This is a genomic window from Cognatilysobacter tabacisoli, assembly GCF_003586305.1.
GTDB classification, from domain to species: Bacteria; Pseudomonadota; Gammaproteobacteria; order Xanthomonadales; family Xanthomonadaceae; genus Cognatilysobacter_A; species Cognatilysobacter_A tabacisoli.
On the sequence record NZ_QXJI01000005.1, the window covers coordinates 1 to 24,520 of the forward strand.

37 protein-coding genes are annotated in these 24,520 nt (G+C 67.2%); 34 read left to right on the forward strand and 3 right to left on the reverse strand.

Annotation, left to right across the window (positions count from 1 at the left end):
- From D3A60_RS14090 to D3A60_RS14235, 30 genes are all read left to right on the forward strand, one after another.
- Positions 1–69, forward strand: a 69-nt coding sequence (locus D3A60_RS14090) for an EF-Tu C-terminal domain-related protein (protein ID WP_078536286.1), incomplete at its 5' end; no start/stop codon positions are given.
- A gap of 428 nt (positions 70–497) precedes the next feature.
- A complete protein-coding gene (gene rpsJ / locus D3A60_RS14095; protein WP_027070119.1) occupies positions 498–809 on the forward strand; it encodes a 30S ribosomal protein S10 in 312 nt (103 codons plus the stop codon).
- A gap of 11 nt (positions 810–820) precedes the next feature.
- Positions 821–1,477 carry a 50S ribosomal protein L3 gene (rplC, locus tag D3A60_RS14100; protein ID WP_119719426.1) on the forward strand — a complete coding sequence of 219 codons (657 nt, stop codon included), beginning with the start codon at positions 821–823 and terminating at the stop codon, positions 1,475–1,477.
- 2 nt (positions 1,478–1,479) lie between these two features.
- Positions 1,480–2,085, forward strand: coding sequence for a 50S ribosomal protein L4 (gene rplD, locus D3A60_RS14105; protein ID WP_119719427.1), 606 nt, complete (start codon positions 1,480–1,482; stop codon positions 2,083–2,085).
- Positions 2,082–2,378: a 50S ribosomal protein L23 gene (gene rplW, locus D3A60_RS14110; RefSeq protein WP_119719428.1), complete on the forward strand. Its 297-nt coding sequence runs from the start codon at positions 2,082–2,084 to the stop codon at positions 2,376–2,378. The genes rplD and rplW overlap by 4 nt, the downstream gene beginning before the upstream one ends.
- A gap of 10 nt (positions 2,379–2,388) precedes the next feature.
- Positions 2,389–3,216 (forward strand): 50S ribosomal protein L2, encoded by an 828-nt coding sequence (gene rplB / locus D3A60_RS14115; RefSeq protein ID WP_119719429.1) that lies wholly within the window; start codon positions 2,389–2,391, stop codon positions 3,214–3,216.
- Between the two features lie 6 nt (positions 3,217–3,222).
- Positions 3,223–3,492 (forward strand): 30S ribosomal protein S19, encoded by a 270-nt coding sequence (gene rpsS / locus D3A60_RS14120; RefSeq protein WP_119719430.1) that lies wholly within the window; start codon positions 3,223–3,225, stop codon positions 3,490–3,492.
- Between the two features lie 10 nt (positions 3,493–3,502).
- Positions 3,503–3,838 carry a 50S ribosomal protein L22 gene (gene rplV / locus D3A60_RS14125; protein WP_119719466.1) on the forward strand — a complete coding sequence of 112 codons (336 nt, stop codon included), beginning with the start codon at positions 3,503–3,505 and terminating at the stop codon, positions 3,836–3,838.
- A gap of 14 nt (positions 3,839–3,852) precedes the next feature.
- Positions 3,853–4,596, forward strand: a complete 744-nt coding sequence (gene rpsC / locus D3A60_RS14130) for a 30S ribosomal protein S3 (protein ID WP_119719431.1) — start codon at positions 3,853–3,855, stop codon at positions 4,594–4,596.
- 2 nt (positions 4,597–4,598) lie between these two features.
- Positions 4,599–5,012: a 50S ribosomal protein L16 gene (gene rplP, locus D3A60_RS14135; RefSeq protein WP_119719432.1), complete on the forward strand. Its 414-nt coding sequence runs from the start codon at positions 4,599–4,601 to the stop codon at positions 5,010–5,012.
- Positions 5,012–5,197: a 50S ribosomal protein L29 gene (gene rpmC / locus D3A60_RS14140; RefSeq protein ID WP_119719433.1), complete on the forward strand. Its 186-nt coding sequence runs from the start codon at positions 5,012–5,014 to the stop codon at positions 5,195–5,197. Before rplP ends, rpmC begins: the two co-directional genes overlap by 1 nt.
- A gap of 9 nt (positions 5,198–5,206) precedes the next feature.
- Positions 5,207–5,476 carry a 30S ribosomal protein S17 gene (gene rpsQ, locus D3A60_RS14145; protein WP_119719434.1) on the forward strand — a complete coding sequence of 90 codons (270 nt, stop codon included), beginning with the start codon at positions 5,207–5,209 and terminating at the stop codon, positions 5,474–5,476.
- A 16-nt stretch (positions 5,477–5,492) separates the two neighbouring features.
- The gene (gene rplN / locus D3A60_RS14150) at positions 5,493–5,861 is read left to right on the forward strand and encodes a 50S ribosomal protein L14 (RefSeq protein WP_119719435.1); all 369 of its coding nucleotides are present in this window, start codon (positions 5,493–5,495) and stop codon (positions 5,859–5,861) included.
- Positions 5,862–5,875: 14 nt separating this feature from the next.
- Positions 5,876–6,190 (forward strand): 50S ribosomal protein L24, encoded by a 315-nt coding sequence (gene rplX / locus D3A60_RS14155; RefSeq protein WP_119719436.1) that lies wholly within the window; start codon positions 5,876–5,878, stop codon positions 6,188–6,190.
- A gap of 11 nt (positions 6,191–6,201) precedes the next feature.
- Positions 6,202–6,744 carry a 50S ribosomal protein L5 gene (gene rplE / locus D3A60_RS14160; protein WP_119719437.1) on the forward strand — a complete coding sequence of 181 codons (543 nt, stop codon included), beginning with the start codon at positions 6,202–6,204 and terminating at the stop codon, positions 6,742–6,744.
- 17 nt (positions 6,745–6,761) lie between these two features.
- The gene (rpsN, locus tag D3A60_RS14165) at positions 6,762–7,067 is read left to right on the forward strand and encodes a 30S ribosomal protein S14 (protein WP_119719438.1); all 306 of its coding nucleotides are present in this window, start codon (positions 6,762–6,764) and stop codon (positions 7,065–7,067) included.
- Between the two features lie 155 nt (positions 7,068–7,222).
- On the forward strand, positions 7,223–7,621 hold the full coding sequence (gene rpsH, locus D3A60_RS14170) for a 30S ribosomal protein S8 (protein ID WP_119719439.1): 399 nt from the start codon (positions 7,223–7,225) through the stop codon (positions 7,619–7,621).
- A 14-nt stretch (positions 7,622–7,635) separates the two neighbouring features.
- Complete coding sequence (rplF, locus tag D3A60_RS14175) at positions 7,636–8,163, forward strand: 50S ribosomal protein L6 (RefSeq protein ID WP_119719440.1); 528 nt, start codon at positions 7,636–7,638, stop codon at positions 8,161–8,163.
- 30 nt (positions 8,164–8,193) lie between these two features.
- Positions 8,194–8,547 (forward strand): 50S ribosomal protein L18, encoded by a 354-nt coding sequence (rplR, locus tag D3A60_RS14180; RefSeq protein ID WP_119719441.1) that lies wholly within the window; start codon positions 8,194–8,196, stop codon positions 8,545–8,547.
- Between the two features lie 159 nt (positions 8,548–8,706).
- Complete coding sequence (gene rpsE, locus D3A60_RS14185) at positions 8,707–9,246, forward strand: 30S ribosomal protein S5 (RefSeq protein ID WP_119719442.1); 540 nt, start codon at positions 8,707–8,709, stop codon at positions 9,244–9,246.
- A complete protein-coding gene (rpmD, locus tag D3A60_RS14190) occupies positions 9,239–9,436 on the forward strand; it encodes a 50S ribosomal protein L30 (protein ID WP_119719443.1) in 198 nt (65 codons plus the stop codon). Before rpsE ends, rpmD begins: the two co-directional genes overlap by 8 nt.
- Positions 9,436–9,879 carry a 50S ribosomal protein L15 gene (gene rplO, locus D3A60_RS14195; protein WP_196778764.1) on the forward strand — a complete coding sequence of 148 codons (444 nt, stop codon included), beginning with the start codon at positions 9,436–9,438 and terminating at the stop codon, positions 9,877–9,879. The genes rpmD and rplO overlap by 1 nt, the downstream gene beginning before the upstream one ends.
- 7 nt (positions 9,880–9,886) lie before the next feature.
- Positions 9,887–11,245, forward strand: coding sequence for a preprotein translocase subunit SecY (gene secY, locus D3A60_RS14200; RefSeq protein WP_119719445.1), 1,359 nt, complete (start codon positions 9,887–9,889; stop codon positions 11,243–11,245).
- A gap of 318 nt (positions 11,246–11,563) precedes the next feature.
- Positions 11,564–11,920, forward strand: a complete 357-nt coding sequence (rpsM, locus tag D3A60_RS14205) for a 30S ribosomal protein S13 (protein WP_119719446.1) — start codon at positions 11,564–11,566, stop codon at positions 11,918–11,920.
- 12 nt (positions 11,921–11,932) lie between these two features.
- Positions 11,933–12,328 (forward strand): 30S ribosomal protein S11, encoded by a 396-nt coding sequence (gene rpsK / locus D3A60_RS14210; protein ID WP_119719447.1) that lies wholly within the window; start codon positions 11,933–11,935, stop codon positions 12,326–12,328.
- A gap of 14 nt (positions 12,329–12,342) precedes the next feature.
- Positions 12,343–12,972 (forward strand): 30S ribosomal protein S4, encoded by a 630-nt coding sequence (gene rpsD, locus D3A60_RS14215; protein ID WP_119719448.1) that lies wholly within the window; start codon positions 12,343–12,345, stop codon positions 12,970–12,972.
- A 55-nt stretch (positions 12,973–13,027) separates the two neighbouring features.
- Positions 13,028–14,026, forward strand: coding sequence for a DNA-directed RNA polymerase subunit alpha (locus tag D3A60_RS14220; protein WP_119719449.1), 999 nt, complete (start codon positions 13,028–13,030; stop codon positions 14,024–14,026).
- 155 nt (positions 14,027–14,181) lie between these two features.
- Entirely contained in the window at positions 14,182–14,553 is a 372-nt protein-coding gene (rplQ, locus tag D3A60_RS14225) for a 50S ribosomal protein L17 (protein ID WP_119719450.1), read from the forward strand.
- A gap of 185 nt (positions 14,554–14,738) precedes the next feature.
- Positions 14,739–15,239, forward strand: a complete 501-nt coding sequence (locus tag D3A60_RS14230) for a disulfide bond formation protein B (RefSeq protein WP_119719451.1) — start codon at positions 14,739–14,741, stop codon at positions 15,237–15,239.
- Between the two features lie 132 nt (positions 15,240–15,371).
- Positions 15,372–16,745, forward strand: coding sequence for a class II 3-deoxy-7-phosphoheptulonate synthase (locus tag D3A60_RS14235; protein WP_119719467.1), 1,374 nt, complete (start codon positions 15,372–15,374; stop codon positions 16,743–16,745).
- A gap of 45 nt (positions 16,746–16,790) precedes the next feature.
- Here the strand turns inward: D3A60_RS14235 and D3A60_RS14240 are convergent, their stop codons facing one another.
- From D3A60_RS14240 to typA, 3 genes are read right to left on the reverse strand one after another with little or no spacing between them, the layout of a single operon-like run.
- Complete coding sequence (locus tag D3A60_RS14240; RefSeq protein WP_119719452.1) at positions 16,791–18,452, reverse strand: amidase; 1,662 nt, start codon at positions 18,450–18,452, stop codon at positions 16,791–16,793.
- A 47-nt stretch (positions 18,453–18,499) separates the two neighbouring features.
- The gene (locus D3A60_RS14245; protein ID WP_119719453.1) at positions 18,500–18,934 is read right to left on the reverse strand and encodes a DUF2127 domain-containing protein; all 435 of its coding nucleotides are present in this window, start codon (positions 18,932–18,934) and stop codon (positions 18,500–18,502) included.
- A gap of 49 nt (positions 18,935–18,983) precedes the next feature.
- Positions 18,984–20,813, reverse strand: a complete 1,830-nt coding sequence (gene typA, locus D3A60_RS14250; protein WP_119719454.1) for a translational GTPase TypA — start codon at positions 20,811–20,813, stop codon at positions 18,984–18,986.
- A gap of 187 nt (positions 20,814–21,000) precedes the next feature.
- Here typA and D3A60_RS14255 point away from each other — a divergent pair, with 187 nt between their 5' ends.
- The 4 genes from D3A60_RS14255 to D3A60_RS14270 all read left to right on the forward strand — a co-directional run bounded on the left by D3A60_RS14255 (position 21,001) and on the right by D3A60_RS14270 (position 24,391).
- Positions 21,001–21,507: a peptidylprolyl isomerase gene (locus tag D3A60_RS14255; RefSeq protein ID WP_119719455.1), complete on the forward strand. Its 507-nt coding sequence runs from the start codon at positions 21,001–21,003 to the stop codon at positions 21,505–21,507.
- A 241-nt stretch (positions 21,508–21,748) separates the two neighbouring features.
- Positions 21,749–22,954 (forward strand): pyridoxal phosphate-dependent aminotransferase, encoded by a 1,206-nt coding sequence (locus tag D3A60_RS14260; RefSeq protein WP_119719456.1) that lies wholly within the window; start codon positions 21,749–21,751, stop codon positions 22,952–22,954.
- A 31-nt stretch (positions 22,955–22,985) separates the two neighbouring features.
- Positions 22,986–23,345: a glutaredoxin family protein gene (locus D3A60_RS14265; RefSeq protein WP_119719457.1), complete on the forward strand. Its 360-nt coding sequence runs from the start codon at positions 22,986–22,988 to the stop codon at positions 23,343–23,345.
- Positions 23,346–23,404: 59 nt separating this feature from the next.
- On the forward strand, positions 23,405–24,391 hold the full coding sequence (locus D3A60_RS14270; RefSeq protein WP_119719458.1) for a malate dehydrogenase: 987 nt from the start codon (positions 23,405–23,407) through the stop codon (positions 24,389–24,391).
- Positions 24,392–24,520 lie beyond the last annotated feature (129 nt).

Sequence of the window (24,520 nt, forward strand, 5' to 3'; positions counted from 1 at the left end):
CTGCGCTTCGCGATCCGCGAAGGCGGCCGCACCGTCGGCGCCGGCGTCGTGGCCAAGATCATCAAGTAAGGGCTCTACCGGTCGGGCGCGGACGATCGCGCCCCGACTATTGCACGCGGCGTCCGGGGACAGTTGCACTGGCTCCCCACCTGCCGCTAGAATGTGCGGCTGCCGCGCCCCGAATCGCACGAGACGGGGCGCAACCAGCGAAATGAGGGGCATGACGCTCCTCGTATTCGCCAGACAGGGATATGTCGCGCGGCATCGCTCCGTAGGTTCCGGGCCCCGTCAAACGGGGCGGCCAAGGAATCTGAACGGGGCGCTTCGCGCGTTCTGCTCAGTCTGGGCGGGTCGGGAAACCGGCCTGCCTTGCTTTTTGGCCAGGAAGGCTTCCGGGGCGAGGGTGCAGTCCCGGTGATCGTGTTTCAGGTTTGTTTTCCGGGGCCCGGTACACCCAGAGGCCGGCCCGTCGCTCTTTTAACGAAGGAATCACCGCAATGGCGGACCAGAAGATCCGAATCCGGCTGAAGGCGTACGATCATCGCTTGATCGACCGCTCGGCCAGCGAGATCGTCGAGACGGCCAAGCGGACCGGCGCGCAAGTGCGCGGCCCGATCCCGCTGCCGACCAAGATCGAGCGCTACACCATCCTCGTCTCTCCGCACGTCGACAAGGACGCGCGTGACCAGTACGAGACCCGCACGCACAAGCGCGTGCTCGACATCGTCGACCCCAACGACAAGACCGTGGACGCGCTGATGAAGCTCGAGCTCGCGGCTGGCGTCGACGTCCAGATCAAGCTGACCTGAGGCCTCCCACCATGACCGCGAAGAAGTATTCGTTGGGCATCGTCGGTCGCAAGGCCGGCATGAGCCGCGTGTTCCTGGCCGACGGCAAGTCCGTCCCGGTGACCCTCATCGAGGCCACCCCGAACCGCATCACCCAGATCAAGACCCTCGAGTCCGACGGCTACAGCGCCGTGCAGGTCACCGCGGGCGTCAAGCGTGCGTCGCTGATCAACAAGCCGGAAGCCGGTCACCTCGCCAAGGCGAAGGTCGAAGCCGGTCGCGGCCTGTGGGAGCTGCGCGTGGAGGCCGACCAGATCGGCGGTTTCGAGATCGGCGGCGAGATCAAGGCCGACGTCTTCGAGGCCGGCCAGCTGGTGGACGTCCAAGGCGTCACCAAGGGCAAGGGCTTCCAGGGCACGATCAAGCGCTGGAACTTCCGCATGGGCGACGCGACCCACGGTAACTCGCTGTCGCACCGCTCGCCGGGCTCCATCGGCCAGCGCCAGACGCCGGGCCGCGTGTTCCCGGGCAAGAAGATGTCCGGCCACATGGGCGACGTGCAGCAGACGACGCAGCGCCTGGAAGTGGTCAAGGTCGACGCCGAGCGCGGTCTGATCGCGATCAAGGGCGCCGTGCCGGGCGCGCCGGGTGGCGACGTGATCGTGCGTCCGTCGAGCAAGGGAGTTTGATGATGGAACTCACCATTACCAATAGCAGCAAGACGCTGTCGGTTTCCGACGCGATCTTCGGCCGCGAGTTCAGCGAGGACCTGGTCCACCAGGTGGTCGTTGCCTACCGCAATGCCGGTCGCGCCGGCACCAAGGCGCAGAAGACCCGTTCGGAAGTCAACGGCACGACCAAGAAGTCGAAGAAGCAGAAGGGCGGCGGTGCGCGTCATGGCGCGCTGACGGCTCCGATCTTCGTCGGCGGCGGCGTGACCTTCGCGGCCAAGCCGCGCAGCTTCGCGCAGAAGGTCAACCGCAAGATGTACCGCGCCGCGATGGCCGCGATCCTGTCGGAGCTCAACCGCCAGGGCCGCATCATGGTCGTCGAGTCGTTCGACATCGAGTCGCCGAAGACCAAGGGCCTGATCGAGAAGCTCGCGGGGCTGGAAGTGGGCAAGCGCCCGCTGATCGTCACCGAGGAAGCCACCGAGAACCTGTTCCTGTCGGCTCGCAACCTGCCGTACGTCCAAGTGCGTGACGTCCAGGGCCTGGATCCGGTCGCCCTCGTCGGCGCCGACTCGGTCGTGGTCACCACCGACGCGGTCAAGAAGATCGAGGAGTGGCTGGCATGAACGAGGCCAAGCTCTACAGCATCATCCGCGCGCCGCGCGTGTCCGAGAAGACCGCGCGCCTGCAGGAAGTTTCGAACCAATACGTCTTCGAAGTCGCGACGGACGCTACCAAGGCCGACATCAAGGTCGCCGTGGAGAAGCTGTTCGCCGTCAAGGTCGCGGCGGTCAACGTGGTCAACGTGAAGGGCAAGAACAAGGCCTTCAAGTTCCGCATGGGCCGACGCGCCGACTGGCGCAAGGCGTACGTGACGCTGGCCGAAGGCCAGTCGATCGACGTGATGGCCACGGCCTGAGGAAACACGCATGGCATTGATGACTTTCAAGCCCACCTCCGCCGGCCGCCGCAGCGCGGTCCGCGTGGTGACGCCGGGCCTGCACAAGGGCGCGCCGCACGCGGCGCTGGTCGAGAAGCAGGGCAAGACCGGCGGCCGTAACCACCACGGTCGCATCACCACCCGCCACATCGGCGGTGGCCACAAGCAGCACTACCGCATCATCGACTTCAAGCGCGACAAGGTCGGCATTCCCGCCCGCGTCGAGCGGATCGAGTACGACCCGAACCGCACCGCGCACATCGCGCTGCTGTGCTACGTCGACGGCGAGCGCCGCTACATCATCGCGCCGAAGGGCCTGAAGGACGGCGACCAGGTGATCGCCGGCCGTGACGCCCCGATCCGGGTCGGCAACACGCTGCCGCTGACCAACATCCCGGTCGGCACCACGGTGTGCTGCGTCGAGATGAAGCCGGGCAAGGGCGCCCAGCTGGCCCGCGCGGCCGGCGCCAGCGCCTACCTGGTCGCCCGCGAGCAGGGCTACGCCACGCTGCGCCTGCGTTCGGGCGAGATGCGCAAGGTCCCGGTCGAGTGCGGCGCCACCATCGGCGAGGTCGGCAACGACGAGCACAACCTCGAGAAGCTCGGCAAGGCCGGCGCCAAGCGCTGGCGCGGCATCAAGCCGACCGTCCGCGGCGCGGCGATGAACCCGGTCGACCATCCGCACGGCGGTGGTGAGGCCAAGGCTGGCCAGGGCAATCCGCACCCGGTCACGCCGTGGGGCGTCCCGACCAAGGGTTACAAGACCCGCAAGAACAAGCGCACGCAGCAGTTCATCGTGCGCGATCGCAGGAGCTAATCGGCCATGGCACGTTCACTCAAGAAGGGTCCGTTCGTCGACCACCACCTCGTCAAGAAGGTGGAGACGGCGGGCAACAACAAGAAGCCGATCAAGACCTGGTCGCGTCGTTCGATGGTCCTGCCGGAGATGGTCGGTTTCACGATCGCCATCCACAACGGCAAGAACCACATCCCGGTGCTGGTCAACGAGAACATGGTTGGCCACAAGCTCGGCGAGTTCGCCCTGACCCGTACCTTCAAGGGTCACGGCGGCGACAAGAAGTCGGGCAAGTAAGGAGATGACCATGGAAGCGAAAGCCATCCTGCGCACCGCGCGCATCTCCCCGCAGAAGGCCCGCCTGGTCGCCGACCAGGTGCGCGGTCTGTCCGCGGAGCGCGCCGTCAACCTGCTGAAGTTCTCCGACAAGAAGGCTGCCGCCATGATCCGCAAGGTCGTGGAATCCGCCATCGCGAACGCCGAGAACAACCAGGGCGCCGACGTCGACGAGCTCCGCGTCAAGACCATCATGGTGGACGAGGGTCCCGCACTGAAGCGCTTCATGGCGCGTGCGAAGGGCCGCGGCACCCGCATCCTCAAGCGCACCAGCCACATCACTGTGGTCGTGGGCGCGGGCAAGTAAGGCGGAGTCAGACAATGGGTCATAAAGTTCATCCGACTGGCATCCGCCTTGGCATCTCCAAGGACTGGAACTCCAAGTGGTTTGCCGGCAAGAAGCAGTACGCCCAGTACCTCGCGGCCGACCTCAAGGTCCGCGAGATGCTGCGCAAGAAGCTCGCGCAGGCCGGTATCTCGAAGATCTTCATCGAGCGCCCGGCCAACAACGCCCGCGTGACGATCCACACCGCCCGCCCGGGCGTGGTGATCGGCAAGCGCGGCGAGGACATCGAGAAGCTGCGCAAGGAAGTCAGTGCGGTGATGGGCGTCCCGGCGCACATCAACGTCACCGAGGTCCGCAAGCCGGAGCTCGACGCGCAGCTGGTGTCGGAGTCGATAGCGCAGCAGCTCGAGCGCCGCATCATGTTCCGCCGCGCGATGAAGCGCGCGGTCGGCAACGCGATGCGCCTCGGCGCCCTGGGCATCAAGGTCAACGTGGCCGGTCGCCTCAATGGCGCCGAGATCGCGCGTTCGGAGTGGTACCGCGAGGGCCGCGTGCCCCTGCACACCCTCCGCGCCGACATCGACTACGGCTTCGCCGAGGCGAAGACGACCTACGGCATCATCGGCATCAAGGTGTGGGTCTACAAGGGTGAGGTCTTCGACTTCAGCCAGGTCGGCCAGGAGAAGCAGGACGACACGCCGCGCAGCGATCGTGGAGATCGCGGTGATCGCGCCGACCGTCCGCGTGGTCCGCGCCGTGAGCGCGAGGCGAGGGATTAACCATGTTGCAACCCAAGCGAACCAAGTACCGCAAGGTACACAAGGGCCGTAACGAGGGCCTGAGCTGGAACGGCAATGCCGTCAGCTTCGGCGAGTACGGTTTGAAGGCGACGGCGCACGGTCAGCTGACCGCGCGCCAGATCGAGGCCGCGCGTCGTTCCATCAGCCGCTACGTCAAGCGCGGCGGCAAGATGTGGATCCGCGTGTTCCCCGACAAGCCGATCACCAAGAAGCCGATCGAAGTCCGCATGGGCTCCGGTAAGGGCAATGTCGAGTACTGGGTCGCGCAGATCCAGCCCGGCCGCATGATCTATGAGATCGAAGGCGTCAGCGAAGACGTTGCGCGCGAGGCATTCCGCCTGGCCGCCGCCAAGCTGTCGGTGACCACCACTTTCGTGACCCGGACGGTGCGCTAATGGAACTCAAGCAACTGCGCGCGAAGTCGGCGGACGAGCTGAAGGCCCATCTGGTCGAGCTGCACAAGGAGGGCTTCGCCCTTCGCATGCAGAAGGCCACCGGCCAGCTCGCCAAGACCCACGAGGCCCGCCGCGTGCGCCGCGAGATCGCTCGCGTCAACACGCTGCTGGGCCAGAAGAAGTAAGGACCCGCCATGACCGACAACAACACAGAGAAGGCGCTGCGCACGGTTGAAGGCCGGGTTGTCAGCAACAAGATGGACAAGACCGTCACCGTGCTCGTCGAGCGCCAGGTCAAGCACGCGCTGTACGGCAAGTACATCCGTCGCTCGACCAAGCTCCACGCCCACGACGCCGACAACGCCTGCAAGGAAGGCGACGTCGTGCGGGTGAAGGAGATTGCCCCCATGTCCAAGACCAAGAACTGGAGCGTGGTTGAAATCGTCAGCCGCGCGGCCGAATAACTGAGGAGGCTGAACCATGATCCAGATGCAAAGCTACCTCGGCGTGGCCGACAACTCCGGGGCGAAGGAAGTAATGTGCATCAAGGTGCTCGGCGGCTCCAAGCGCCGCTACGCAGGCATCGGTGACATCATCAAGGTGACCGTCAAGGACGCCATTCCGCGCGGCAAGGTCAAGAAGGGCGACGTCTACGACGCCGTCGTGGTACGTACCCGCAAGGGTGTGCGTCGTCCGGACGGGTCGCTGATCCGCTTCGACGGCAACGCTGCCGTGCTTCTGAACAACAAGCAGGAACCGATCGGTACCCGCATCTTCGGGCCTGTGACCCGCGAACTGCGTACCGAGAAGTTCATGAAGATCGTCTCGCTCGCTCCTGAAGTGCTCTGAGCGGAGGAATTGAAATGAACCGTATCCGCAAGGGCGATCAGGTGATCGTCACCGCCGGCAAGGACAAGGGCAAGAAGGGTGAGGTTGTGCGCGTGGCTGGCGACAAGGTCGTCATCGCGAACATCAACATCATCAAGCGCCACACCAAGCCGAATCCGCAGGCTGGCCAGCCGGGCGGCGTGATCGAGCGCGAAGCGCCGATCCACATTTCCAACGTGATGCTGTTCAACCCGGCCTCCGGCAAGGGTGAGCGCGTCGGTTTCAAGGTGCTGGAGGATGGACGCAAACTGCGTGTGTTCCGCTCCAGCGGTGAGGCGGTTGACGCCTGAGGAATGCAGAAATGACCACCCGTCTCGAAAAGTTCTACAAGGACGAAGTCGTCCCGGCCCTGACCAAGAAGTTCGGCTACTCGAACCCGATGGAAGTGCCGCGCCTGGTAAAGATCACGCTCAACATGGGTGTGGGCGAAGCCGCCACGAACAAGAAGATCCTGGAAAATGCCGTCGCCGACATGACCAAGATCGCCGGCCAGAAGCCGATCGTGACCAAGTCCCGCGTGTCGGTGGCTTCGTTCAAGATTCGCGACGGCTGGCCGATCGGCGCCAAGGTCACGCTGCGCCGCGCGAAGATGTTCGAGTTTCTCGATCGCCTGGTGAACATCTCGCTGCCGCGCGTGCGTGACTTCCGCGGCGTGTCGGGTCGTTCGTTTGACGGCCGCGGCAACTACAACATGGGCGTCAAGGAACAGATCATCTTCCCGGAGATCGATTTCGACCAGGTCGACGCCCTGCGCGGCATGGACATCGCGATCACCACGACCGCGAAGACCGATGCCGAGGCCAAGGCGCTGCTCGAGGCCTTCCGTTTCCCGTTCCGCAACTGATCCAGGACTGACACACCATGGCTAAGACCTCGATGGTCAACCGCGAGATCAAGCGGGCCAAATTGGCGAAGCAGCACGGCGCCAAGCGCGACGCGCTGAAGAAGATCATCTCCAGTGCGACCGCGTCGTACGAAGAGAAGAGCGAGGCGGTGACCAAGCTGCAGAAGCTGCCCCGCGACTCGTCGCCGAGCCGCCAGCGCAACCGTTGCGAGCTCTCGGGCCGTCCGCGTGGCGTGTACCGCAAGTTTGGCCTCGGCCGTAACATGCTGCGCAAGGCCACCATGAACGGCGACGTTCCCGGCCTGCGCAAGGCCAGCTGGTAAACCGGCCGCCCGCGAGTCTGCTAGACTTGCGGGCTGGCTACGCTCCAGACGCCCCGGTCACGTGCCGGGGCGGCGCGCTTCGCGGACCACCGCTCGGCGCTTACAACTGAATCTGCAATCCCGCGGATATCGGTGCTACTCATAGGAACTACTCAATGAGCATGACTGATCCCATCGCCGACATGCTGGTTCGCATCAAGAATGCGGCCGCAGTGGGCAAGAAGACGGTGAAGATGCCGTCCTCCAAGGTCAAGGTTGCCCTGGCCGGCGTGCTGAAGGACGAGGGCTACATCCTCGACTCGCGCGTCACCGACCTGGGCGGCGGCAAGTCCGAACTCGAAATCTCGCTGAAGTATTTCGAGGGCAAGCCGGTGATCGAGCGCCTGCAGCGCTATTCGCGCTCGGGCCTGCGCCAGTACCGCGGCAAGGACGACCTGCCGAAGGTGCTCGGCGGCCTCGGCGTCGCCATCATTTCCACCTCCAAGGGCATCATGACCGATGCGCAGGCGCGCCAGCAGGGCGTCGGCGGTGAAGTCCTGTGCTTCGTGGCCTAAGGGAGTAACGAGACATGTCCCGAGTTGCCAAGAAGCCGGTCGCCCTCCCGAAGGGCGTCGAGCTCAACATCCAGCCCGACAGCGTCAGTGCCAAGGGTCCGAAGGGCACGCTGAGCGTGCCGAAGCCGGCGGCGATCGACCTCAAGGTCGAGGACGGCCAGGCCACCTTCACCACCGGTGATGCGGCGCTGATTCCGCTGACCGGCACCCTCCGCGCGATCCTGGCCAACATGGTCAAGGGCGTGTCGGATGGCTTCGAGCGCAAGCTCGAGCTGGTCGGCGTCGGCTACCGTGCCGCCATGCAGGGCAAGGACCTCAGCCTGTCGCTGGGTTTCTCGCACCCGGTCGTGTTCAACACGCCCGAGGGCATCACCATCGCCACGCCGACCCAGACCGAGATCCTTGTCTCGGGCGCGGACAAGCAGCGCGTCGGTGAGGTTGCCGCCAAGATCCGTGGCTTCCGTCCGCCGGAGCCCTACAAGGGCAAGGGTGTGAAGTACGCCGGTGAAGTCATCATTCGCAAGGAAGCCAAGAAGGCCTAAGGGTCTATCCGCTTCCTGAAGGACACAGCCATGAACAAGAACATTGCCCGCCTGCGCCGCGCCAAGTCGACCCGTGCGCACATCCGCGAACTCGGCGTGCCGCGCCTGACGGTGCTGCGCACCGGCCAGCACCTGTACGCCCAGGTCTTCACCTCCGACGGTTCCAAGGTCCTGGCTTCGGCCTCGACCGTGCAGGCCGACGTCAAGGACGGCCTGAAGAACGGCAAGAACGCCGATGCCGCCGCCAAGGTGGGCCGCATGGTCGCCGAGCGCGCCAAGGCCGCTGGCGTCGAGAAGGTCGCGTTCGACCGCTCGGGCTACCGCTACCACGGTCGCATCAAGGCCTTGGCCGATGCGGCCCGCGAAGGCGGTCTGCAGTTCTGATGCTTGAAGGCGCGGGGCTTCGGCCCCACGCCTGTTCGATCCGCCGGCACGGAAGGTGCCGGGCGCCCGCGCGGATTGCCGTGCGGGCGAAGCGCCCGATCCACACCACAACGATAAGCGGCGACGCCGCAAATCCCTTCAATACATAGAGATACGGAAATGGCAGAAGAACGTTCGCCGCGGGGTCGCGATCGCGATCGCAACCGCGAAGAGATCGACGACGGCATGATCGAGAAGCTGATCGCGGTCAACCGCGTCAGCAAGACCGTCAAGGGCGGCCGCCAGTTCACCTTCACCGCGCTGACGGTGGTGGGCGACGGCAACGGCAAGGTCGGCTTCGGCTACGGCAAGGCGCGCGAAGTGCCGGTCGCGATCCAGAAGTCGATGGAGTACGCCCGTAAGAGCATGGTCAACGTCGACCTGAACAACGGCACGCTGTGGCACCAGGTCAAGTCGGGCCACGGTGCGGCGCGCGTGTTCATGCAGCCGGCGTCCGAGGGTACCGGCGTGATCGCCGGTGGCGCGATGCGCGCCGTGCTCGAGGCGGTCGGCGTCAAGAACGTGCTGGCCAAGGCGGTCGGCTCGCGCAACCCGATCAACCTGGTTCGCGCCACGCTGCGTGGTCTCGGCGAGATGCATTCGCCGACCAAGATCGCGGCCAAGCGCGGCAAGAAGGTGGAGGACCTGATCCATGGCTAAGAAGGAAGCCGCTGCCGGCACCATCAAGGTGCGCCTGGTCAAGGGCCTGCGTGGCACGCAGTCGCGTCACCGCCTGTCGGTGAAGGCGCTCGGCCTCGGCAAGCTCAACAGCGTCCGTGAGCTCAAGGACAGCCCGCAGGTTCGCGGCCTGATCAACCAGCTCCACTACCTCGTTCGCGTGGAGGAGTAATCAACATGCGTCTCAACACTCTCCAGCCGGCCGACGGCGCCCGCACCGAGCGCACCCGCGTCGGTCGTGGCATCGGTTCGGGCCTGGGCAAGACGGCCGGTCGCGGTCACAAGGGTTCCTTCGCGCGTTCGGGCAAGGGCAAGATCAAGGCCGGCTTCGAAGGCGGCCAGATGCCGATGCAGCGCCGCCTGCCGAAGATCGGTTTCCGCTCCAAGCTGCTGAAGGACACGGCGGAAGTGCTGCTGTACCAGCTGGACAAGCTGGACGCCGGCACCGTCGACTTCGCTGCGCTCAAGGCCGCCAAGCTGGTGCCGAGCACCGCCAAGCAGGCCAAGATCGTCAAGAAGGGCGAGCTGACCAAGAAGTTCGTGCTGAAGGGCCTGATGGCCACGGCCGGTGCCAAGGCCGCGATCGAAGCGGCCGGCGGCCAGGTCGAGGAGTAAGACCCGGATGTCGCGACCGTCCAGTGCGGTAGCCGGCCTCGGTGGCGGGCTCGGTAAGTTCACCGAGCTCCGCCAGCGCCTGCTGTTCGTCGTCGGTGCCCTGATCGTCTACCGCATCGGTTGCTACATCCCGGTGCCGGGCGTCAACCCGCAGAAGATGCTGGAGTTGATGGAGACCCAGCAGGGCACGATCCTGGACATGTTCAACATGTTCTCGGGCGGTGCGCTGCACCAGTTCAGCCTGTTCGCGCTGAACGTGATGCCGTACATCTCGTCGTCGATCATCGTGCAGCTGCTGGTGCAGATCGTCCCGACCCTCAAGGCCATCCAGAAGGAAGGCGAGTCCGGTCGGCGCAAGATCAACCAGTGGTCCCGCATGGGCGCCATTCCGCTGGCGGTGTTCCAGTCGTTCTTCGCGGCCAAGGGCATCCTCGCGCTCGGTGCGAGCCAGGGCATCCAGGCGACCTACATCACCGGTCCGGCGTTCATCCTGACCGCCGTGATCGCGCTGACCGCCGGCACGATGTTCCTGATGTGGCTGGGCGAGCAGGTCACCGAGCGCGGCATCGGTAACGGCATCTCGATGATCATCTTCGCCGGCATCGTGGCGGGTCTTCCGTCCGCGGTGATCGAAATGTTCACCCAGATCCGCAACGGCGACATGAACGCCCTGACCGCGATCGTGGTCGTGGCGATCGTGCTCGGCTTTACGTACCTGGTGGTGTTCGTCGAGCGCGGCCAGCGCCGCATCACGGTCAACTACGCGCGTCGCCAGGGTGGCCGCAGCGCCTACCTCAATCAGTCGTCGTTCCTGCCGCTGAAGCTCAACATGTCGGGCGTCATCCCGGCGATCTTCGCCTCGACGATCGTGATGTTCCCGGCGACCGCGTCGACCTGGATCAACCAGGCCAACGCGCCGGCGTGGCTGCAGAAGCTGACCCAGATGCTGGGGTCGGGCGAGCCGCTCTACATGATCGTCTACGCCGCGCTGATCATCGGCTTCGCGTTCTTCTACACCGCGCTGGTGTTCAACTCGCAGGAAACCGCCGACAACCTCAAGAAGTCGGGCGCGCTGATTCCGGGCATCCGCCCGGGCAAGGCGACGGCCGATTACGTTGACGGCGTGCTGACCCGCCTGACCGCGGCCGGCGCGATCTACCTGGTGGCCGTCTGCCTGCTGCCGGAAGTGATGCGCGCCGAGCTCGGGACTTCGTTCTACTTCGGCGGCACGTCGCTGCTGATCGTGGTGGTCGTGGTGATGGACTTCATCGCCCAGGTGCAGGCGCACCTGATGTCGCACCAGTACGAAAGCTTGTTGAAGAAGGCCAACCTCAAGGGTGGCTCGCGGGGCTTGTCCCGCGGTTGATGGTTCTTGACCCGGTGCCCGGCTGGCTCCCAGCTGCCGCACCGCACAGAAGGGCGACTCGCGCGGCGGTCTCGTGCGCGGGTGGGGCCGGACCGTTCCGCGCGCCAGAGTAGCGCGCGGGGCCGGACGACGCGGTTCATGCGTCGGGTCGGCCAGTCCGGGGTCCGTCGCCGGAGCATGGGCACACTCCCCATGCCGGGTTCCGCCGTGCGGCTGGCACGGCAGGACTTCCTATTACCACGAGACCTTGTTAACATTTCCAGTTCACTCCGCCGGGATAGAACCGTCTCGGCCGCCAAACCAGTTGGAGATCGCGTCATGGCGCGTATTGCGGGCGTCAACCTGCCTGCCCAGAAGCACGTCTGGGTCGGGCTGCAAAGCATCTACGGCATTGGCCGTACCCGTTCCAAGCAAGTCTGCGAGTCGGCCGGCGTCAAGTCGTCCACCAAGATCCGCGACCTGTCCGAGCCGGAAGTCGAGCGCCTGCGCGCGGAGATCGGCAAGTTCGTCGTCGAAGGCGACCTGCGTCGCGAAGTCGGCATCGCCATCAAGCGTCTGATGGACCTGGGCTGCTACCGCGGCCTGCGTCACCGCCGCGGCCTCCCGCTGCGTGGCCAGCGCACCCGGACCAATGCACGCACCCGCAAGGGTCCGCGCAAGGCCATCAAGAAGTAAGGGGTATAGACCATGGCCAAGCCGGCTGCTGCTGCCAAGACCAAGAAGAAGATCAAGCGAGTCGTCACCGACGGCATCGCCCACGTCCACGCTTCTTTCAACAACACCATCATCACGATCACCGACCGCCAGGGCAACGCGCTGTCGTGGGCGACTTCGGGTGGCGCGGGTTTCCGCGGCTCGCGCAAGTCGACCCCGTTCGCCGCGCAGGTGGCCGCCGAGAAGGCCGGCCGCGCCGCGCTGGATTACGGCGTCAAGTCGCTCGAGGTCCGCATCAAGGGCCCGGGTCCCGGTCGTGAGTCCGCCGTTCGTTCGCTGAACAACGTCGGCTACAAGATCACCAACATCATCGACGTGACGCCTATCCCGCACAACGGGTGCCGTCCGCCGAAGAAGCGTCGCGTCTGAGGAGCTGAAAGACAATGGCTCGTTATATCGGTCCCACCTGTAAGCTCGCCCGTCGCGAAGGCGCCGACCTTGGCCTGAAGTCGTCCGCGCGTGCGCTCGACTCCAAGTGCAAGCTGGAGCAGAAGCCCGGCCAGCACGGCCCCACCGCCCGCAAGGGCAAGCTGTCGGATTACGCCACCCAGCTTCGCGAGAAGCAGAAGGTCAAGCGCATCTACGGCCTGCTGGAACGCCAGTTCCGCAACTACTACAAGAAGGCCTCGACCAAGAAGGGCAACACCGGCGAGAACCTGCTGCAGATGCTGGAGACGCGTCTCGACAACGTCGTCTACCGCATGGGCTTCGCAGTGACCCGTCCGGCCGCGCGCCAGCTGGTGTCGCACCGCGGCGTCATGGTCAACGGCAAGTCGGTGAACCTGCCTTCGTACCAGGTCAAGGCGGGCGACTCGATCGCCCTGTCCGAGCGCGCACAGAAGCAGCTGCGCGTGCAGGAATCGGTGACCCTGTCGCAGCAGATGGACCTCTCGCCGTCGTGGATCGAGGTCGACAGCAAGAAGTTCAGTGGCGTGTTCAAGGCCATTCCGGATCGTGCGGACCTGCCTGCTGACATCAACGAAGCGCTGATCGTCGAGCTGTACTCGAAGTAATCCATCGTTCTGAACCTCCGGCCCCACGCCGGAGGTTCCCAGGAGACACCACAACATGACGGTTACCGCCAATCAGGTTTTGCGCCCGCGTGGTCCGCAGATCGAGCGCATCACCGGCAACCGTGCCAAGGTCGTGATCGAGCCGCTCGAGCGCGGCTACGGGCACACCCTCGGCAACGCGCTGCGCCGCGTGCTGCTGTCCTCGATCCCCGGCTTCGCCATCACCGAGGTCGAGATCGATGGCGTGCTGCACGAGTACACGACGGTCGAGGGCCTGCAGGAAGACGTGCTCGAAGTCCTGCTGAACCTCAAGGACGTCGCGATCCGTATGCACACCGGCGAGTCGGCGACGCTGTCGCTGAACAAGCAGGGCCCCGGCATCGTCACCGCCGGCGACATCAAGGTCGACCACAACGTCGAGATCCTCAATACCGAGCACGTGATCGCCCACCTGACCAAGGACATGGCGCTCAACATGCGGTTGAAGATCGAGCGCGGCTTCGGCTACCAGCCGGCCGCCGCGCGTCGCCGGCCCGACGAGGAGACCCGCACCATCGGTCGCCTGATGCTGGACGCGTCGTTCTCGCCGGTCCGTCGCGTCGCCTACGCGGTGGAAGCCGCGCGCGTCGAGCAGCGCACCGACCTTGACAAGCTGGTCCTGGACATCGAGACCAACGGCACGATCGACGCAGAGGAAGCCGTCCGCACCGCGGCCGACATCCTGACCGACCAGCTGTCGGTGTTCGGCGACTTCACCCACCGCGACCGCGGCCCGGCGAAGCCGGCGACCGGCGGCGTGGATCCGATCCTGCTGCGCCCGATCGATGACCTCGAGCTGACGGTGCGTTCGGCCAACTGCCTCAAGGCCGAGAGCATCTATTACATCGGCGACCTGATCCAGAAGACCGAAGTCGAGCTGCTCAAGACCCCGAACCTCGGCAAGAAGTCGCTGACCGAGATCAAGGAAGTCCTGGCGCAGCGTGGCCTGTCGCTCGGCATGAAGCTCGAGAACTGGCCGCCGGCGGGCATCGCCTCGCACGGCATGATGGGTTGATGCACTAACGCGCAACACACGCGCCGACGGGCCCAAAGGCCCGCGGCGCTGCCCGGTCAGGACGACCGGTGCCGGACCAACCGCAGTCCATGCTCCAACGCCGGGATGGCGACAGCGACCTCCAACAGTCCCAACATTCACCAGGAACCACGCCCATGCGCCACCAGAAATCCGGCCGCAAGTTCAGCCGCACCAGTGCACATCGCGATGCGATGTTCACCAACATGGCTGCCTCGCTGATCAAGCACGGCCTCATCCGCACCACCCTGCCGAAGGCCAAGGAGCTGCGCCGCGTCGCGGAGCCGCTGATCACCCTCGGCAAGACCGACGGCGTCGCCAACCGCCGCCTCGCCTTCTCGCGCCTGCGCGACAAGGAAGCGGTCGGCAAGCTGTTCGTCGAGCTGGGCCCGCGTTACCGCGAGCGCGCCGGCGGCTACCTGCGCATCCTCAAGTGCGGCTTCCGTGCCGGCGACAATGCGCCGATGGCGTACGTCGAGCTGGTCGATCGCCCGCAGGCGGCCGAGTAATCCGTTCCGCGGCGATGGCCGCGGGCGGTGCGCTGCCGTCGGTTCCGGCCGACGCATGAAGACCCCGGCCACGGCCGGGGTTTTCTGCTTTCGGGCGGACGCGATTCGCGCGAGCGGCGCGCCGGAATGACCGGCGGCGTCGTCGGCGCTTGCGCGTGGGTGCGTGTACAACGACGATGCGCGGCATGACATTCAATCCCTTTCGTTCGTCCTTCCGCGTCCAGTTCCTGCTGGGATTCGCCGCGTGCGTCGGGTTGCTCGCCTACGCGATCTACACGCAGCTCTACGGCGGACTCGAGCCGTGCAACCTGTGCATCTTCCAGCGCATCGCCTTCGCCGCGCTGGGGCTGGTGTTCCTGGTGGGCGGGCTGCACGGGCCGCGTTCCCGCGGCGGGCGCGCCGGCTACGGCGCCGTGGCCGCGCTGGCCGGCCTGGTGGGCATCGGCATCGCCGCCCGCCACGTCTACGTGCAGTTGAACCCGGTCGGCGCCAGCTGCGGCGTGCCGCTGTCGTTCATGCGCGAGACCATGTCCACCACCGACGTCATCCGCAAGGTGCTGACCGCGACCGGCAACTGCGGCGACATCGACTGGACGTTCCTCGGATTGTCGATGCCCGCGTGGAGCCTCGTGTGGTTTGTCGCCTTGACGGGCTGGGCGCTGCTGGCTGCATTTCGTCGCCGCTGATCCGCGCATGCACGCCGCTGCACGGGACGCTCGGTTGCCCACGTAACGGTTGCGCGCCCCAGCACGCCGGCACATGATCGACGTTGCAATGCAGCAATCCCGAGACCCGCGATGGCCCCCGCCGACCGAAAGATGCAATCCGTGAACCTGCCCATCGACTGGAGCCCGGACTCGTGGCGCGGCCGCACTGCGCTGCAGCTGCCGCAGTACCCGGATGCCGACGCGCTTGCCTCGGCGCTGGGCGAACTTCGCGCGCTGCCGCCGCTGGTGACGTCGTGGGAAATCCTGACGCTGAAGCAGCAGCTGGCCGAGGCGCAGGAGGGCAAGCGGTTCCTGCTGCAGGGTGGCGACTGCGCGGAGAGCTTCGGCGAGTGCACGTCGGACGTGATCTCGAACCGGCTCAAGGTGCTGTTGCAGATGAGCCTCGTCCTCGTGCACGGCATGCGCAAGCCGGTCGTGCGGGTGGGGCGCTTCGCCGGCCAGTACGCCAAGCCGCGCTCGGCGGACACCGAGACGATCGACGGGGTCACGCTGCCGAGCTACCGCGGCGACATGGTCAACGGTCCGGAGTTCGACGCCTTGGTGCGCACCCCCGACCCGCGCCGGATGATCAAGGCGCACGCGCGTTCGGCGATGACGATGAACTTCGTCCGGGCGCTGATCGATGGCGGCTTCGCCGACCTGCACCACCCCGAGTACTGGAACCTCAACTGGGTCGGCCACTCGCCGCTGGCCGACGAGTACCGGCAGATGGTCGCCTCGATCGGCGACGCGGTGCGCTTCATGGAAACGCTGTCGGGCAGCGAGGTGCACAACCTCAATCGGGTCGACTTCTACACCTCGCACGAAGCGCTGCTGCTGCCGTACGAGGCATCGATGACGCGTCAGGTGCCGCGCCACTGGGGCTGGTTCAACCTGAGCACGCATTTCCCGTGGATTGGCATGCGCACCGCGGCGGTCGATGGCGCCCACGCGGAGTACTTCCGCGGCATCCGCAATCCGATCGCGCTGAAGGTCGGGCCGTCGGTCACGCCGGACCAGCTGCTGCGCATCGTCGACCTGCTGAATCCGGAAGACGAGCCCGGGCGCCTGACCTTCATCCACCGGATGGGCGCGGTGCACGTCGCGGAGAAGCTGCCGCCGCTGCTCGACGCCGTGCGGCGCGACGGCCGGCGGGTGCTGTGGGTGTGCGACCCGATGCACGGCAACACCGAGAGCACCAGCAACGGCTACAAGACGCGCCGCTTCCACAACATCCGCAGCGAACTCGAGCAGTCGTTCGAGCTGCACGCCGCGTCGGGCACGCGCTTGGGCGGCGTGCACCTGGAGCTGACCGGCGAAGACGTCACCGAGTGCCTCGGCGGTGCGCGCGAGCTGACCGAGGTCGACCTCGAGCGCGCGTACCGTTCGTGCGTCGATCCGCGCCTGAACTACGAGCAGGCGCTCGAGGTGGCGATGCTGATCGTCCGCAAGCAGGCGCAGATCGGCACCCCGACCGAGGTCTAACCCGGCCCCCAGGGCAGGGCGCCGTGCGCCCCGGAGCGCGCAGCGCTACTTCGCTTCGCGGGGCCCGGGCGCCAGGTCGATCGTCGGCAGGTACGTCGGGGCGACGCGCGCGCGGCGGCGCTGCTCGAACGCGAACCCGTAGCCGAGCAGCTTCGCTTCGCTCCACTTGGCGCCGAGGAAGGCCAGGCCGAGCGGCAGGCCGCTGGCGTCGCCCATCGGCACCGTGAGGCTCGGGTAGCCCGCCACCGCCGCCGCGCCGTAGCTGGCCCCGGTGAAATTGTCGCCGTTGACCGGATCGATGGGCCACGCCGGGCCCGTGGTCGGGGCGACGAGCGCGTCGAGGCGCTGCCTGCGCAGCGCGGCGTCGATGCCGTCCGGGCCGGCGAGCTGGCGTGCGCGCCGCTGCGCCTTGCGATACGCGGCATCCGTCAGGGCGCCCTTGGCCTGCGCCTGCTCGAACAGTTCCTGCCCGAACCACGGCATCTGGGCGGCCGCGTTGTCGCGGTTGTAGGCGATCAATGCCTCCAGCGAGCCGACCGGCGCCTGGCTGCCGCGCAGGTACTTGTTGAGGCCGTGCTTGAACTCGTAGAGCAGCACGGTGAACTCGTCGGCGCTCCAGCGCCCGGCGGTCGGGATCGTCACCTCGACGACGGTCGCGCCGGCCTCGCGCAGCGTCGCCACGGCCCGTTCGAACGCCGCGTCGACGCCGGGCTGCGGGTCGACCCCGGAGCGCTTCAGCACGCCGATGCGCGCGCCCTTGAGCGCGTCGGGCTGCAGGGCGGCGAGGTAGTCCACCGGAGCGCGCTTGCGCGCCTCGCGGGCGGCGGGGTCGGCGGCGTCGTTGGTGTCGGCCAGCACGGCGAGCAGGGCGGCCGCATCGGCCACGGTGCGGGCCATCGGCCCGGCCGTGTCCTGGCTGTACGAGATCGGGATGATCCCGCTGCGACCGACCAGTCCGACCGTCGGCTTCAGGCCGACGAGGCCGTTGACCGCGGCCGGGCACAGGATGCTGCCGTCGGTCTCGGTGCCGACGCCGACGGCTGCGAGGCTCGCCGCGATCGCCGCGCCGGTGCCGCTGCTCGAGCCGCACGGACTGCGGTCCAGCACGTACGGGTTGCGGGTCTGCCCGCCGCGCGCGCTCCAGCCGGAGGTCGAGCGCGTCGAGCGAAAGTTCGCCCATTCACTGAGGTTGGTCTTGCCGAGGATCACCGCGCCGGCCTCGCGCAGCGCGGTGACCAGCGGCGCGTCCGATGCCGGGCGGTGCGACGCCAGGGCCAGCGAGCCGGCCGAATTGACCATCGGGGTGGCGTCGATGTTGTCCTTGATCAGTACCGGGATGCCGTGCAGCGGGCCGCGGACGCGGCCGGCCTGGCGCTCGTCGTCGCGCGCGGCGGCTTCTTCGGCGGCGTCGGGGTTGACTTCGATCACCGCGTTGAGCCGCGGGCCGCCGTCGTCGATGGCGGCGATGCGGCGCAGGTAGGCGGCGGTCAGTCGCGCGCTGGTGGTTTCGCCGCGCTCCATCCGCGCCGCGAGCGTGGCGATGTCGGTTTCGACGATGCCTGCGCTGTCGGCCGCCGCCGCGGCGGGCGCCGGTGACCGGGCGCCGGGTGGGAGGCTGGCGCACGCGCTCAGCGCGAGCGCAATGGCGGTGGCGAACGCTGCGGCCCGCGGCCGGACGATGGGCGGGCGGACGGTGGCTGCGTGCATCGGGCGATCCCCTGTGGATGCCCGGAGTATGCCGTGCGCGTGGCCGTTCAGCGCTGGCGTCGACGCAGGTCCGCGCCGAGGACCCAGACGATGATCACGTTGACGGCCAGCGCGGTGGCGCTGACCCAGCCCGGGTGCCGGGCGATCGCGTACAGGTCGACCGGCAGGTAGATCGCCGCGCTCGCGCACCCCAGCCACGACGCCCATGCGCGGGCGCGCCACAGGCCCCAGGCCTCGATGCCGCGCAGCAGGCCGTACGCAAGTACGCCCGCGGCGATCATGCGGACGGCGGAGGGGTCGAGTTCGCGGGCGAGCACGGCGAGCGTGCCGTGCCGCGGGTCCATGTGCAGCAGGCCGACCGCGTCGGCCATCAGGTTCTGCAGCGGCGCGGGGCCGAGCAGCTCGAGTGCGGCCGCGGTGGCGAGCGCGAGGGCGCCCTTGAGCGCCTCGAACAGCGCGACCAGGTGCAGGCCCGTGTCCATACGGGCCTCGCCGTCCAAGCTCACCGCCACGCCGTGAAGCGTCGCGCGGTCAGGCCGCGCGCGAGGCGCGCTTGCGGTCGCTCTCGGTCAGGAACTTCTTGCGCAGGCGGATTTCCTTCGGGGTGACCTCGACCAGCTCGTCGTCCTCGATGAAGTCCAGCGCCTGCTCCAGCGTGTACTTGATCGCCGGGGTCAGCTTGATCGCGTCGTCCTTGCCCGAAGCGCGCATGTTGGTCAGCGGCTTGGTCTTGATCGCGTTGACCGTCAGGTCGTTGTCCTTGGAGTGGATGCCGATCAGCTGGCCTTCGTAGACGTTGTCGCCTTCGGCCGCGAACAGCCGGCCGCGCTCTTCGAGCGGGCCGAGCGAGTAGGCCGGCGTCACGCCCGGCGCATTGGCGATCATCACGCCGTTGATGCGCTTGGCGATCGCGCCCTGTTCCTTCGGGCCGTAGTGGTCAAACACGTGGAACAGCAGGCCCGAGCCCTGGGTCAGGGTGCGGAACTCGTTCTGGAATCCGATCAGCCCGCGGGCCGGGATCATGTAGTCCAGCCGCACGCGCCCCTTGCCGTCCGACTCCATGTTCTTAAGCTGCGCCTTGCGGACGCCGAGCTTCTCCATGACGCCGCCCTGGTGCTGCTCCTCGATGTCGACGACGAGCTGCTCGATCGGCTCCATCAGCTGGCCGTCGATCTCCTTGATGATCACTTCGGGGCGCGAAACGGCCAGCTCGAAGCCTTCACGGCGCATGTTCTCGATCAGCACCGACAGGTGCAGCTCGCCGCGGCCGGACACCAGGAACTTGTCGGGGTCCGAGCCTTCCTCGACCTTCAGCGCGACGTTGTGCAGCGTCTCGCGCTCGAGGCGCTCGCGGATCTGGCGGCTGGTCAGGAACTTGCCGCCGCTGAGCTCCTTGTGCCCGGCGAACGGCGAGTTGTTGACCTGGAACGTCATCGAGATCGTCGGCTCGTCGACGGTCAGCGCCGGCAGCGCTTCCGGCGTGTCGAGCGCGCAGACCGTGTCGGAAATGCTCAGGTCGGCAACGCCGGAGATGGCGATGATGTCGCCGGCCTCGGCCTCGGCCACCTCGACGCGCTCCAGGCCCATGAAGCCGAGCACCTGCAGGACCTTGCCCTGGCGCTTCTTGCCCTCGCGGTCGACGACGCTGACCGGCATGTTGGTGCGGACCTTGCCGCGCTGGATGCGGCCGACGCCGATCAGGCCGACGAAGTTGTTGTAGTCCAACTGGCTGATGCGCATCTGGAACGCGCCGTCCGGGTCCACGCTCGGCGCGGGGACGTGCTTCATGATCGCTTCGTACAGCGGGGTCATGTCGCCGTCGCGCGCGCTGTCGTCGAGGCTGGCGTAGCCGTGCAGCGCCGAGGCGTAGACGATCGGGAAGTCGAGCTGTTCGTTGGTCGCGCCGAGCTTGTCGAACAGGTCGAACACCTGGTCGATGACCCAGTCCGGGCGCGCGCCCGGGCGGTCGATCTTGTTGACGACGACGATCGGCTTGAAGCCCATCGCGAACGCCTTCTGGGTCACGAAGCGCGTCTGCGGCATCGGACCGTCCATCGCGTCGACCAGGATCAGCACCGAGTCAACCATCGACAGCACGCGCTCGACCTCGCCGCCGAAGTCGGCGTGGCCCGGTGTGTCGACGATGTTGATGCGGTTGCCATTCCAGGTGATGGCGGTGTTCTTGGACAGGATCGTGATGCCACGCTCCTTTTCCTGGTCGTTGCTGTCCATGACGCGCTCGGCCAGCACGGTGCGCTCGTTGAACGTGCCCGATTGCTTGAGCAGGCAGTCGACGAGGGTGGTCTTGCCGTGGTCGACGTGGGCGACGATGGCGATGTTGCGCAGGCGTTCGATGGACATCGGAGAAGAGCGCCGCGAGGCGTCAGGTCAGCTGGGGAAGCCGACAAGTATAGCGGCTGCGGGACCGCGCTGCCGGTTCAGGTTCAGGGCTGCGGTATGCTTCGCGGTCGGCATTCATGCGGCGCCCCGAGCCCCACGGCGGTGCGCCCGAACACTCCCGTTCCCGCTGCCCTCCCCGGAGAAGTCCATGTCCCTGATCGCCCATTTCGACACCGACCGCGGCCCGATCCGCGTCGAGCTCGCCGCCGACAAGGCGCCGCTGACGGTCGCCAACTTCGTCAACCTCGCCCAGCGCGGGTTCTACGACGGGCTGAGCTTCCACCGCGTCATCGCCGATTTCATGATCCAGGGCGGCTGCCCGCTCGGCACCGGCACCGGTGGCCCGGGCTACCGCTTCGAGGACGAGGCCAAGAACGGGCTGGGCCACGAGCGCGGCGTGCTGTCGATGGCCAACGCCGGTCCGAACACCAACGGCAGCCAGTTCTTCATCACCCACGTGTCGACCCCGTGGCTGGACGGCAAGCACACCGTGTTCGGCAAGGTCGTCGAAGGCCTCGAGGCCGTCGACCGGGTCAAGCAGGGCGACAAGATCAACTCGATCAAGATCGAGGGCGACACCAGCGGCGTGCTGGCGGCGCACGGCGAGCGCATCGCCGAGTGGAACAAGACCCTCGACGCCAACGCCCGCGCCTGACCGCGCCGGCGCGCTTCCCGCGCCGACCCGACGCCCGCCGCGACCTTCGCGGCGGGCGTCGTCGTTTCCGGGTGGCGGCCACGCGTTCGACGAAAGGACCAGCCCGGCCCGGCGGCGGCCGCGTGATACCATTTCGGGGCTCGATTCCCGTCGTCCGGCGGATGTTCGGCGCGGCCTTCGCGGCGCGCCGAGACGCTGTTCGGGGCGGTCCTCCCCATCGACTCCCCACGAGGTCCACGCGATGCCCCAGCTCGCCCGGCGCATCGGTCGCGCCAAGCCCAGCGCGATCATGCAGGTTGCCGACAAGGCCAAGCGCCTGAAGGCCGAAGGCCGCGACATCATCAGCTTCTCGATCGGTGTCCCGAACTTCCTGCCCGGCGAGCACGTGTACGCCGCCGCGCGCGACGCGCTGGCTAAGGACAGCGGCCAGTACGGCAGCAACCGGGGCGCCGACGCGCTGCTCGATGCGTTCCTCGAGCACATCGGCAAGATCGGCCTGACCGGCTACGGCCGGGTCAACGTCGCCACCGGCATCGGCGCCAAGCACGTGATCTACAACCTGGCCGAGGCGCTGCTGGACGAGGGCGACACGATCGTGTTCCCGACGCCGTACTGGACCAGCTACGTCGATATCGCCGAGATCGTCAACGCCACGATCGAGCTGCTGCCGTGCCCGGCCGCGCAGGACTACAAGCTGACTCCGGCCCAGCTCGACGCGGCGCTGGCGAAGAAGCCCAAGGTGTTCCTGTTCAACAACCCGTCCAACCCGACCGGCATGGTCTACACCAAGGCCGAGATCGACGCGCTCGCCGACGTGCTGGTCAAGCACCCGGACACGTGGGTGATCACCGACGACATCTACAACCGGATGGTGTTCGACGGGCTGGGCTACCACAACTTCGTTCACGCGCGCCCCGAGCTGCGCGACCGCGTGATCTTCCTCGACTCGCTGTCGAAGACCTACGGCATGCCGGGCTGGCGCGTCGGCTTCCTGGCCGGGCCGGAGCCGGTCGCCCAGGCGATCGCGACGATGAACTCGAACCACATCACCAACATCCCCGAGATCGTCACGGCCGCGGCGGTGGCGGCGCTGTCCGGGCCGCAGGACGTGCCGACGGCCAAGTGCGCCGAGTTCCAGGCCAAGCGCGACCAGGTGATGGCGGTGATGGATGCGATCCCCGGCGTCGTGTGCCCGCGCCCGCAGGGGGCGTTCTACGTGTTCCCCGACATCAGCGTGGCGTTCGGCAAGACCCACGTCCCGAGCGGCAAGAAGATCGACAGCGACGTCGACTTCTGCGATGCCCTGCTCGAAGCCAAGGGCGTGGCCTGCGTGCCCGGTTCGGCGTTCGGCGAGCCGCGCGCGCTGCGGATCAGCTACACGTGCCCGACGCCGCAGCTGGCGCCGGGGCTGCAGCGGTTCCAGGAATTCTTCGCCGAACTGGCCTGACACGGCCTGCCGGCCCGACGCGGAGTCGCCGATGCGGATGCTCTGGGTGTTGATCGCGGTGGCCGCCGTTGGCGGCTACCTGCACGTTCGCGGCGGCAATGAAGCACCCGCGCTGCACCCCGACGACCCGCGCCATGCCACCGGCGATGCGCGCATCGTGATGATGGCCGCCGACTGGTGCGGCTACTGCCGCAAGCAGCAGAAGGCCTTCGAACTGGCCAACGTGCGCTACCGCGTGCTCGACGTCGATACGCCCGAGGGCGACCGCGCCATGCAGGCGCTGGGCGCCCGCGGGGTGCCGACCACGGTCGTCGGCCAGCACGTGGTGTACGGCTACAACACCGCCGAGCTGAAGGACCGGCTGGCGCCGCTGGGCTATCGCGTGTTCTGACGCGCCGCGCCCGATTCCCTTTCCAACCTTTCCCATTTTTCTGCACGAAGGACCCACCCATGAAGACTCCCGTCCGCGTTGCCGTCACCGGTGCTGCCGGCCAGATCGGTTACTCGCTGCTGTTCCGCATCGCCTCGGGCGAGATGCTCGGCAAGGATCAGCCGGTCATCCTGCAGATGCTGGAGCTGCCGATGGAGAAGGCGCAGGCCGCGCTCAAGGGCGTGATGATGGAGCTGGAGGACTGCGCGTTCCCGCTGCTGGCCGGCATGGTCGGCACCGATGACGCCGAAGTGGCGTTCAAGGATGCCGACATCGCCCTGCTCGTCGGCGCGCGTCCGCGCGGCCCGGGCATGGAGCGCAAGGACCTGCTGCTCGAGAACGCCAAGATCTTCACCGCCCAGGGCGCCGCGCTGAACAAGGTCGCCAGCCGCAACGTGAAGGTGCTGGTGGTCGGCAACCCGGCCAACACCAACGCCTACATCGCGATGAAGTCCGCCCCGGACCTGCCGGCCAAGAACTTCACCGCGATGCTGCGGCTGGACCACAACCGCGCGCTGTCGCAGCTGGCCGCCAAGGCCGGCGTGGCGGTGGCCGACATCGAGAAGCTGGTCGTGTGGGGCAACCACAGCCCGACGATGTACCCGGACTACCGCTTCGCGACGGTCAACGGCCAGTCGCTGAAGGACAATATCAACGACGCCGACTGGAACGCCAACACGTTCATCCCGCAGGTCGGCAAGCGCGGCGCGGCGATCATCGAGGCGCGCGGCCTGTCGTCGGCCGCGTCGGCCGCCAACGCCGCGATCGACCACATCCGCGACTGGGTGCTGGGCAGCAACGGCAAGTGGGTGACGATGGGCGTGCCGTCGGACGGCAGCTATGGCATCCCGGAAGGCGTGATGTACGGCGTTCCGGTGACGACCGCCAATGGCGAGTACACCCGCGTCGAGGGCCTGCCGGTCGACGAGTTCAGCCGCGCGGCGATGGACAAGACCCTGGCCGAGCTCGAGGAAGAGCGCGCCGGCGTCGCGCACCTGCTGGCGTAAGCCTGCCGGCCCGCGCAGCCGGGCACGGCCGATGGTTGTATCGCGACGGGGCGGCCTTCGGGTCGCCCCGTCCGTTTGTGCGCCCGCCGCACGCCGGCGGTTCGACCAATGTCCTAACGCGCACGTACC

Excerpts from the sequence above, each read along its gene's own strand:
- D3A60_RS14270 (WP_119719458.1), top strand. The coding sequence starts at position 23,405 with ATGAAGACTCCCGTCCGCGTTGCCGTCACCGGTGCTGCCGGCCAGATC.
- D3A60_RS14220 (WP_119719449.1), top strand. The coding sequence starts at position 13,028 with ATGACGGTTACCGCCAATCAGGTTTTGCGCCCGCGTGGTCCGCAGATC.
- secY (WP_119719445.1), top strand. The coding sequence starts at position 9,887 with ATGTCGCGACCGTCCAGTGCGGTAGCCGGCCTCGGTGGCGGGCTCGGT.
- D3A60_RS14240 (WP_119719452.1), bottom strand. The coding sequence starts at position 18,452 with ATGCACGCAGCCACCGTCCGCCCGCCCATCGTCCGGCCGCGGGCCGCA.
- rpsQ (WP_119719434.1), top strand. The coding sequence starts at position 5,207 with ATGACCGACAACAACACAGAGAAGGCGCTGCGCACGGTTGAAGGCCGG.
- rpsC (WP_119719431.1), top strand. The coding sequence starts at position 3,853 with ATGGGTCATAAAGTTCATCCGACTGGCATCCGCCTTGGCATCTCCAAG.
- rpsD (WP_119719448.1), top strand. The coding sequence starts at position 12,343 with ATGGCTCGTTATATCGGTCCCACCTGTAAGCTCGCCCGTCGCGAAGGC.
- rplB (WP_119719429.1), top strand. The coding sequence starts at position 2,389 with ATGGCATTGATGACTTTCAAGCCCACCTCCGCCGGCCGCCGCAGCGCG.
- D3A60_RS14255 (WP_119719455.1), top strand. The coding sequence starts at position 21,001 with ATGTCCCTGATCGCCCATTTCGACACCGACCGCGGCCCGATCCGCGTC.
- rpsK (WP_119719447.1), top strand. The coding sequence starts at position 11,933 with ATGGCCAAGCCGGCTGCTGCTGCCAAGACCAAGAAGAAGATCAAGCGA.
- D3A60_RS14245 (WP_119719453.1), bottom strand. The coding sequence starts at position 18,934 with ATGGACACGGGCCTGCACCTGGTCGCGCTGTTCGAGGCGCTCAAGGGC.
- rpmC (WP_119719433.1), top strand. The coding sequence starts at position 5,012 with ATGGAACTCAAGCAACTGCGCGCGAAGTCGGCGGACGAGCTGAAGGCC.
- rplC (WP_119719426.1), top strand. The coding sequence starts at position 821 with ATGACCGCGAAGAAGTATTCGTTGGGCATCGTCGGTCGCAAGGCCGGC.
- rpmD (WP_119719443.1), top strand. The coding sequence starts at position 9,239 with ATGGCTAAGAAGGAAGCCGCTGCCGGCACCATCAAGGTGCGCCTGGTC.
- D3A60_RS14235 (WP_119719467.1), top strand. The coding sequence starts at position 15,372 with ATGCAATCCGTGAACCTGCCCATCGACTGGAGCCCGGACTCGTGGCGC.
- rpsH (WP_119719439.1), top strand. The coding sequence starts at position 7,223 with ATGAGCATGACTGATCCCATCGCCGACATGCTGGTTCGCATCAAGAAT.
- rplV (WP_119719466.1), top strand. The coding sequence starts at position 3,503 with ATGGAAGCGAAAGCCATCCTGCGCACCGCGCGCATCTCCCCGCAGAAG.
- rpsN (WP_119719438.1), top strand. The coding sequence starts at position 6,762 with ATGGCTAAGACCTCGATGGTCAACCGCGAGATCAAGCGGGCCAAATTG.
- rplF (WP_119719440.1), top strand. The coding sequence starts at position 7,636 with ATGTCCCGAGTTGCCAAGAAGCCGGTCGCCCTCCCGAAGGGCGTCGAG.
- rplD (WP_119719427.1), top strand. The coding sequence starts at position 1,480 with ATGGAACTCACCATTACCAATAGCAGCAAGACGCTGTCGGTTTCCGAC.
- rpsM (WP_119719446.1), top strand. The coding sequence starts at position 11,564 with ATGGCGCGTATTGCGGGCGTCAACCTGCCTGCCCAGAAGCACGTCTGG.
- D3A60_RS14230 (WP_119719451.1), top strand. The coding sequence starts at position 14,739 with ATGACATTCAATCCCTTTCGTTCGTCCTTCCGCGTCCAGTTCCTGCTG.
- rplQ (WP_119719450.1), top strand. The coding sequence starts at position 14,182 with ATGCGCCACCAGAAATCCGGCCGCAAGTTCAGCCGCACCAGTGCACAT.
- D3A60_RS14260 (WP_119719456.1), top strand. The coding sequence starts at position 21,749 with ATGCCCCAGCTCGCCCGGCGCATCGGTCGCGCCAAGCCCAGCGCGATC.
- rplR (WP_119719441.1), top strand. The coding sequence starts at position 8,194 with ATGAACAAGAACATTGCCCGCCTGCGCCGCGCCAAGTCGACCCGTGCG.
- rplX (WP_119719436.1), top strand. The coding sequence starts at position 5,876 with ATGAACCGTATCCGCAAGGGCGATCAGGTGATCGTCACCGCCGGCAAG.
- D3A60_RS14265 (WP_119719457.1), top strand. The coding sequence starts at position 22,986 with ATGCGGATGCTCTGGGTGTTGATCGCGGTGGCCGCCGTTGGCGGCTAC.
- rpsS (WP_119719430.1), top strand. The coding sequence starts at position 3,223 with ATGGCACGTTCACTCAAGAAGGGTCCGTTCGTCGACCACCACCTCGTC.
- rplE (WP_119719437.1), top strand. The coding sequence starts at position 6,202 with ATGACCACCCGTCTCGAAAAGTTCTACAAGGACGAAGTCGTCCCGGCC.
- rplW (WP_119719428.1), top strand. The coding sequence starts at position 2,082 with ATGAACGAGGCCAAGCTCTACAGCATCATCCGCGCGCCGCGCGTGTCC.
- typA (WP_119719454.1), bottom strand. The coding sequence starts at position 20,813 with ATGTCCATCGAACGCCTGCGCAACATCGCCATCGTCGCCCACGTCGAC.
- rplP (WP_119719432.1), top strand. The coding sequence starts at position 4,599 with ATGTTGCAACCCAAGCGAACCAAGTACCGCAAGGTACACAAGGGCCGT.
- rpsJ (WP_027070119.1), top strand. The coding sequence starts at position 498 with ATGGCGGACCAGAAGATCCGAATCCGGCTGAAGGCGTACGATCATCGC.
- rpsE (WP_119719442.1), top strand. The coding sequence starts at position 8,707 with ATGGCAGAAGAACGTTCGCCGCGGGGTCGCGATCGCGATCGCAACCGC.
- rplN (WP_119719435.1), top strand. The coding sequence starts at position 5,493 with ATGATCCAGATGCAAAGCTACCTCGGCGTGGCCGACAACTCCGGGGCG.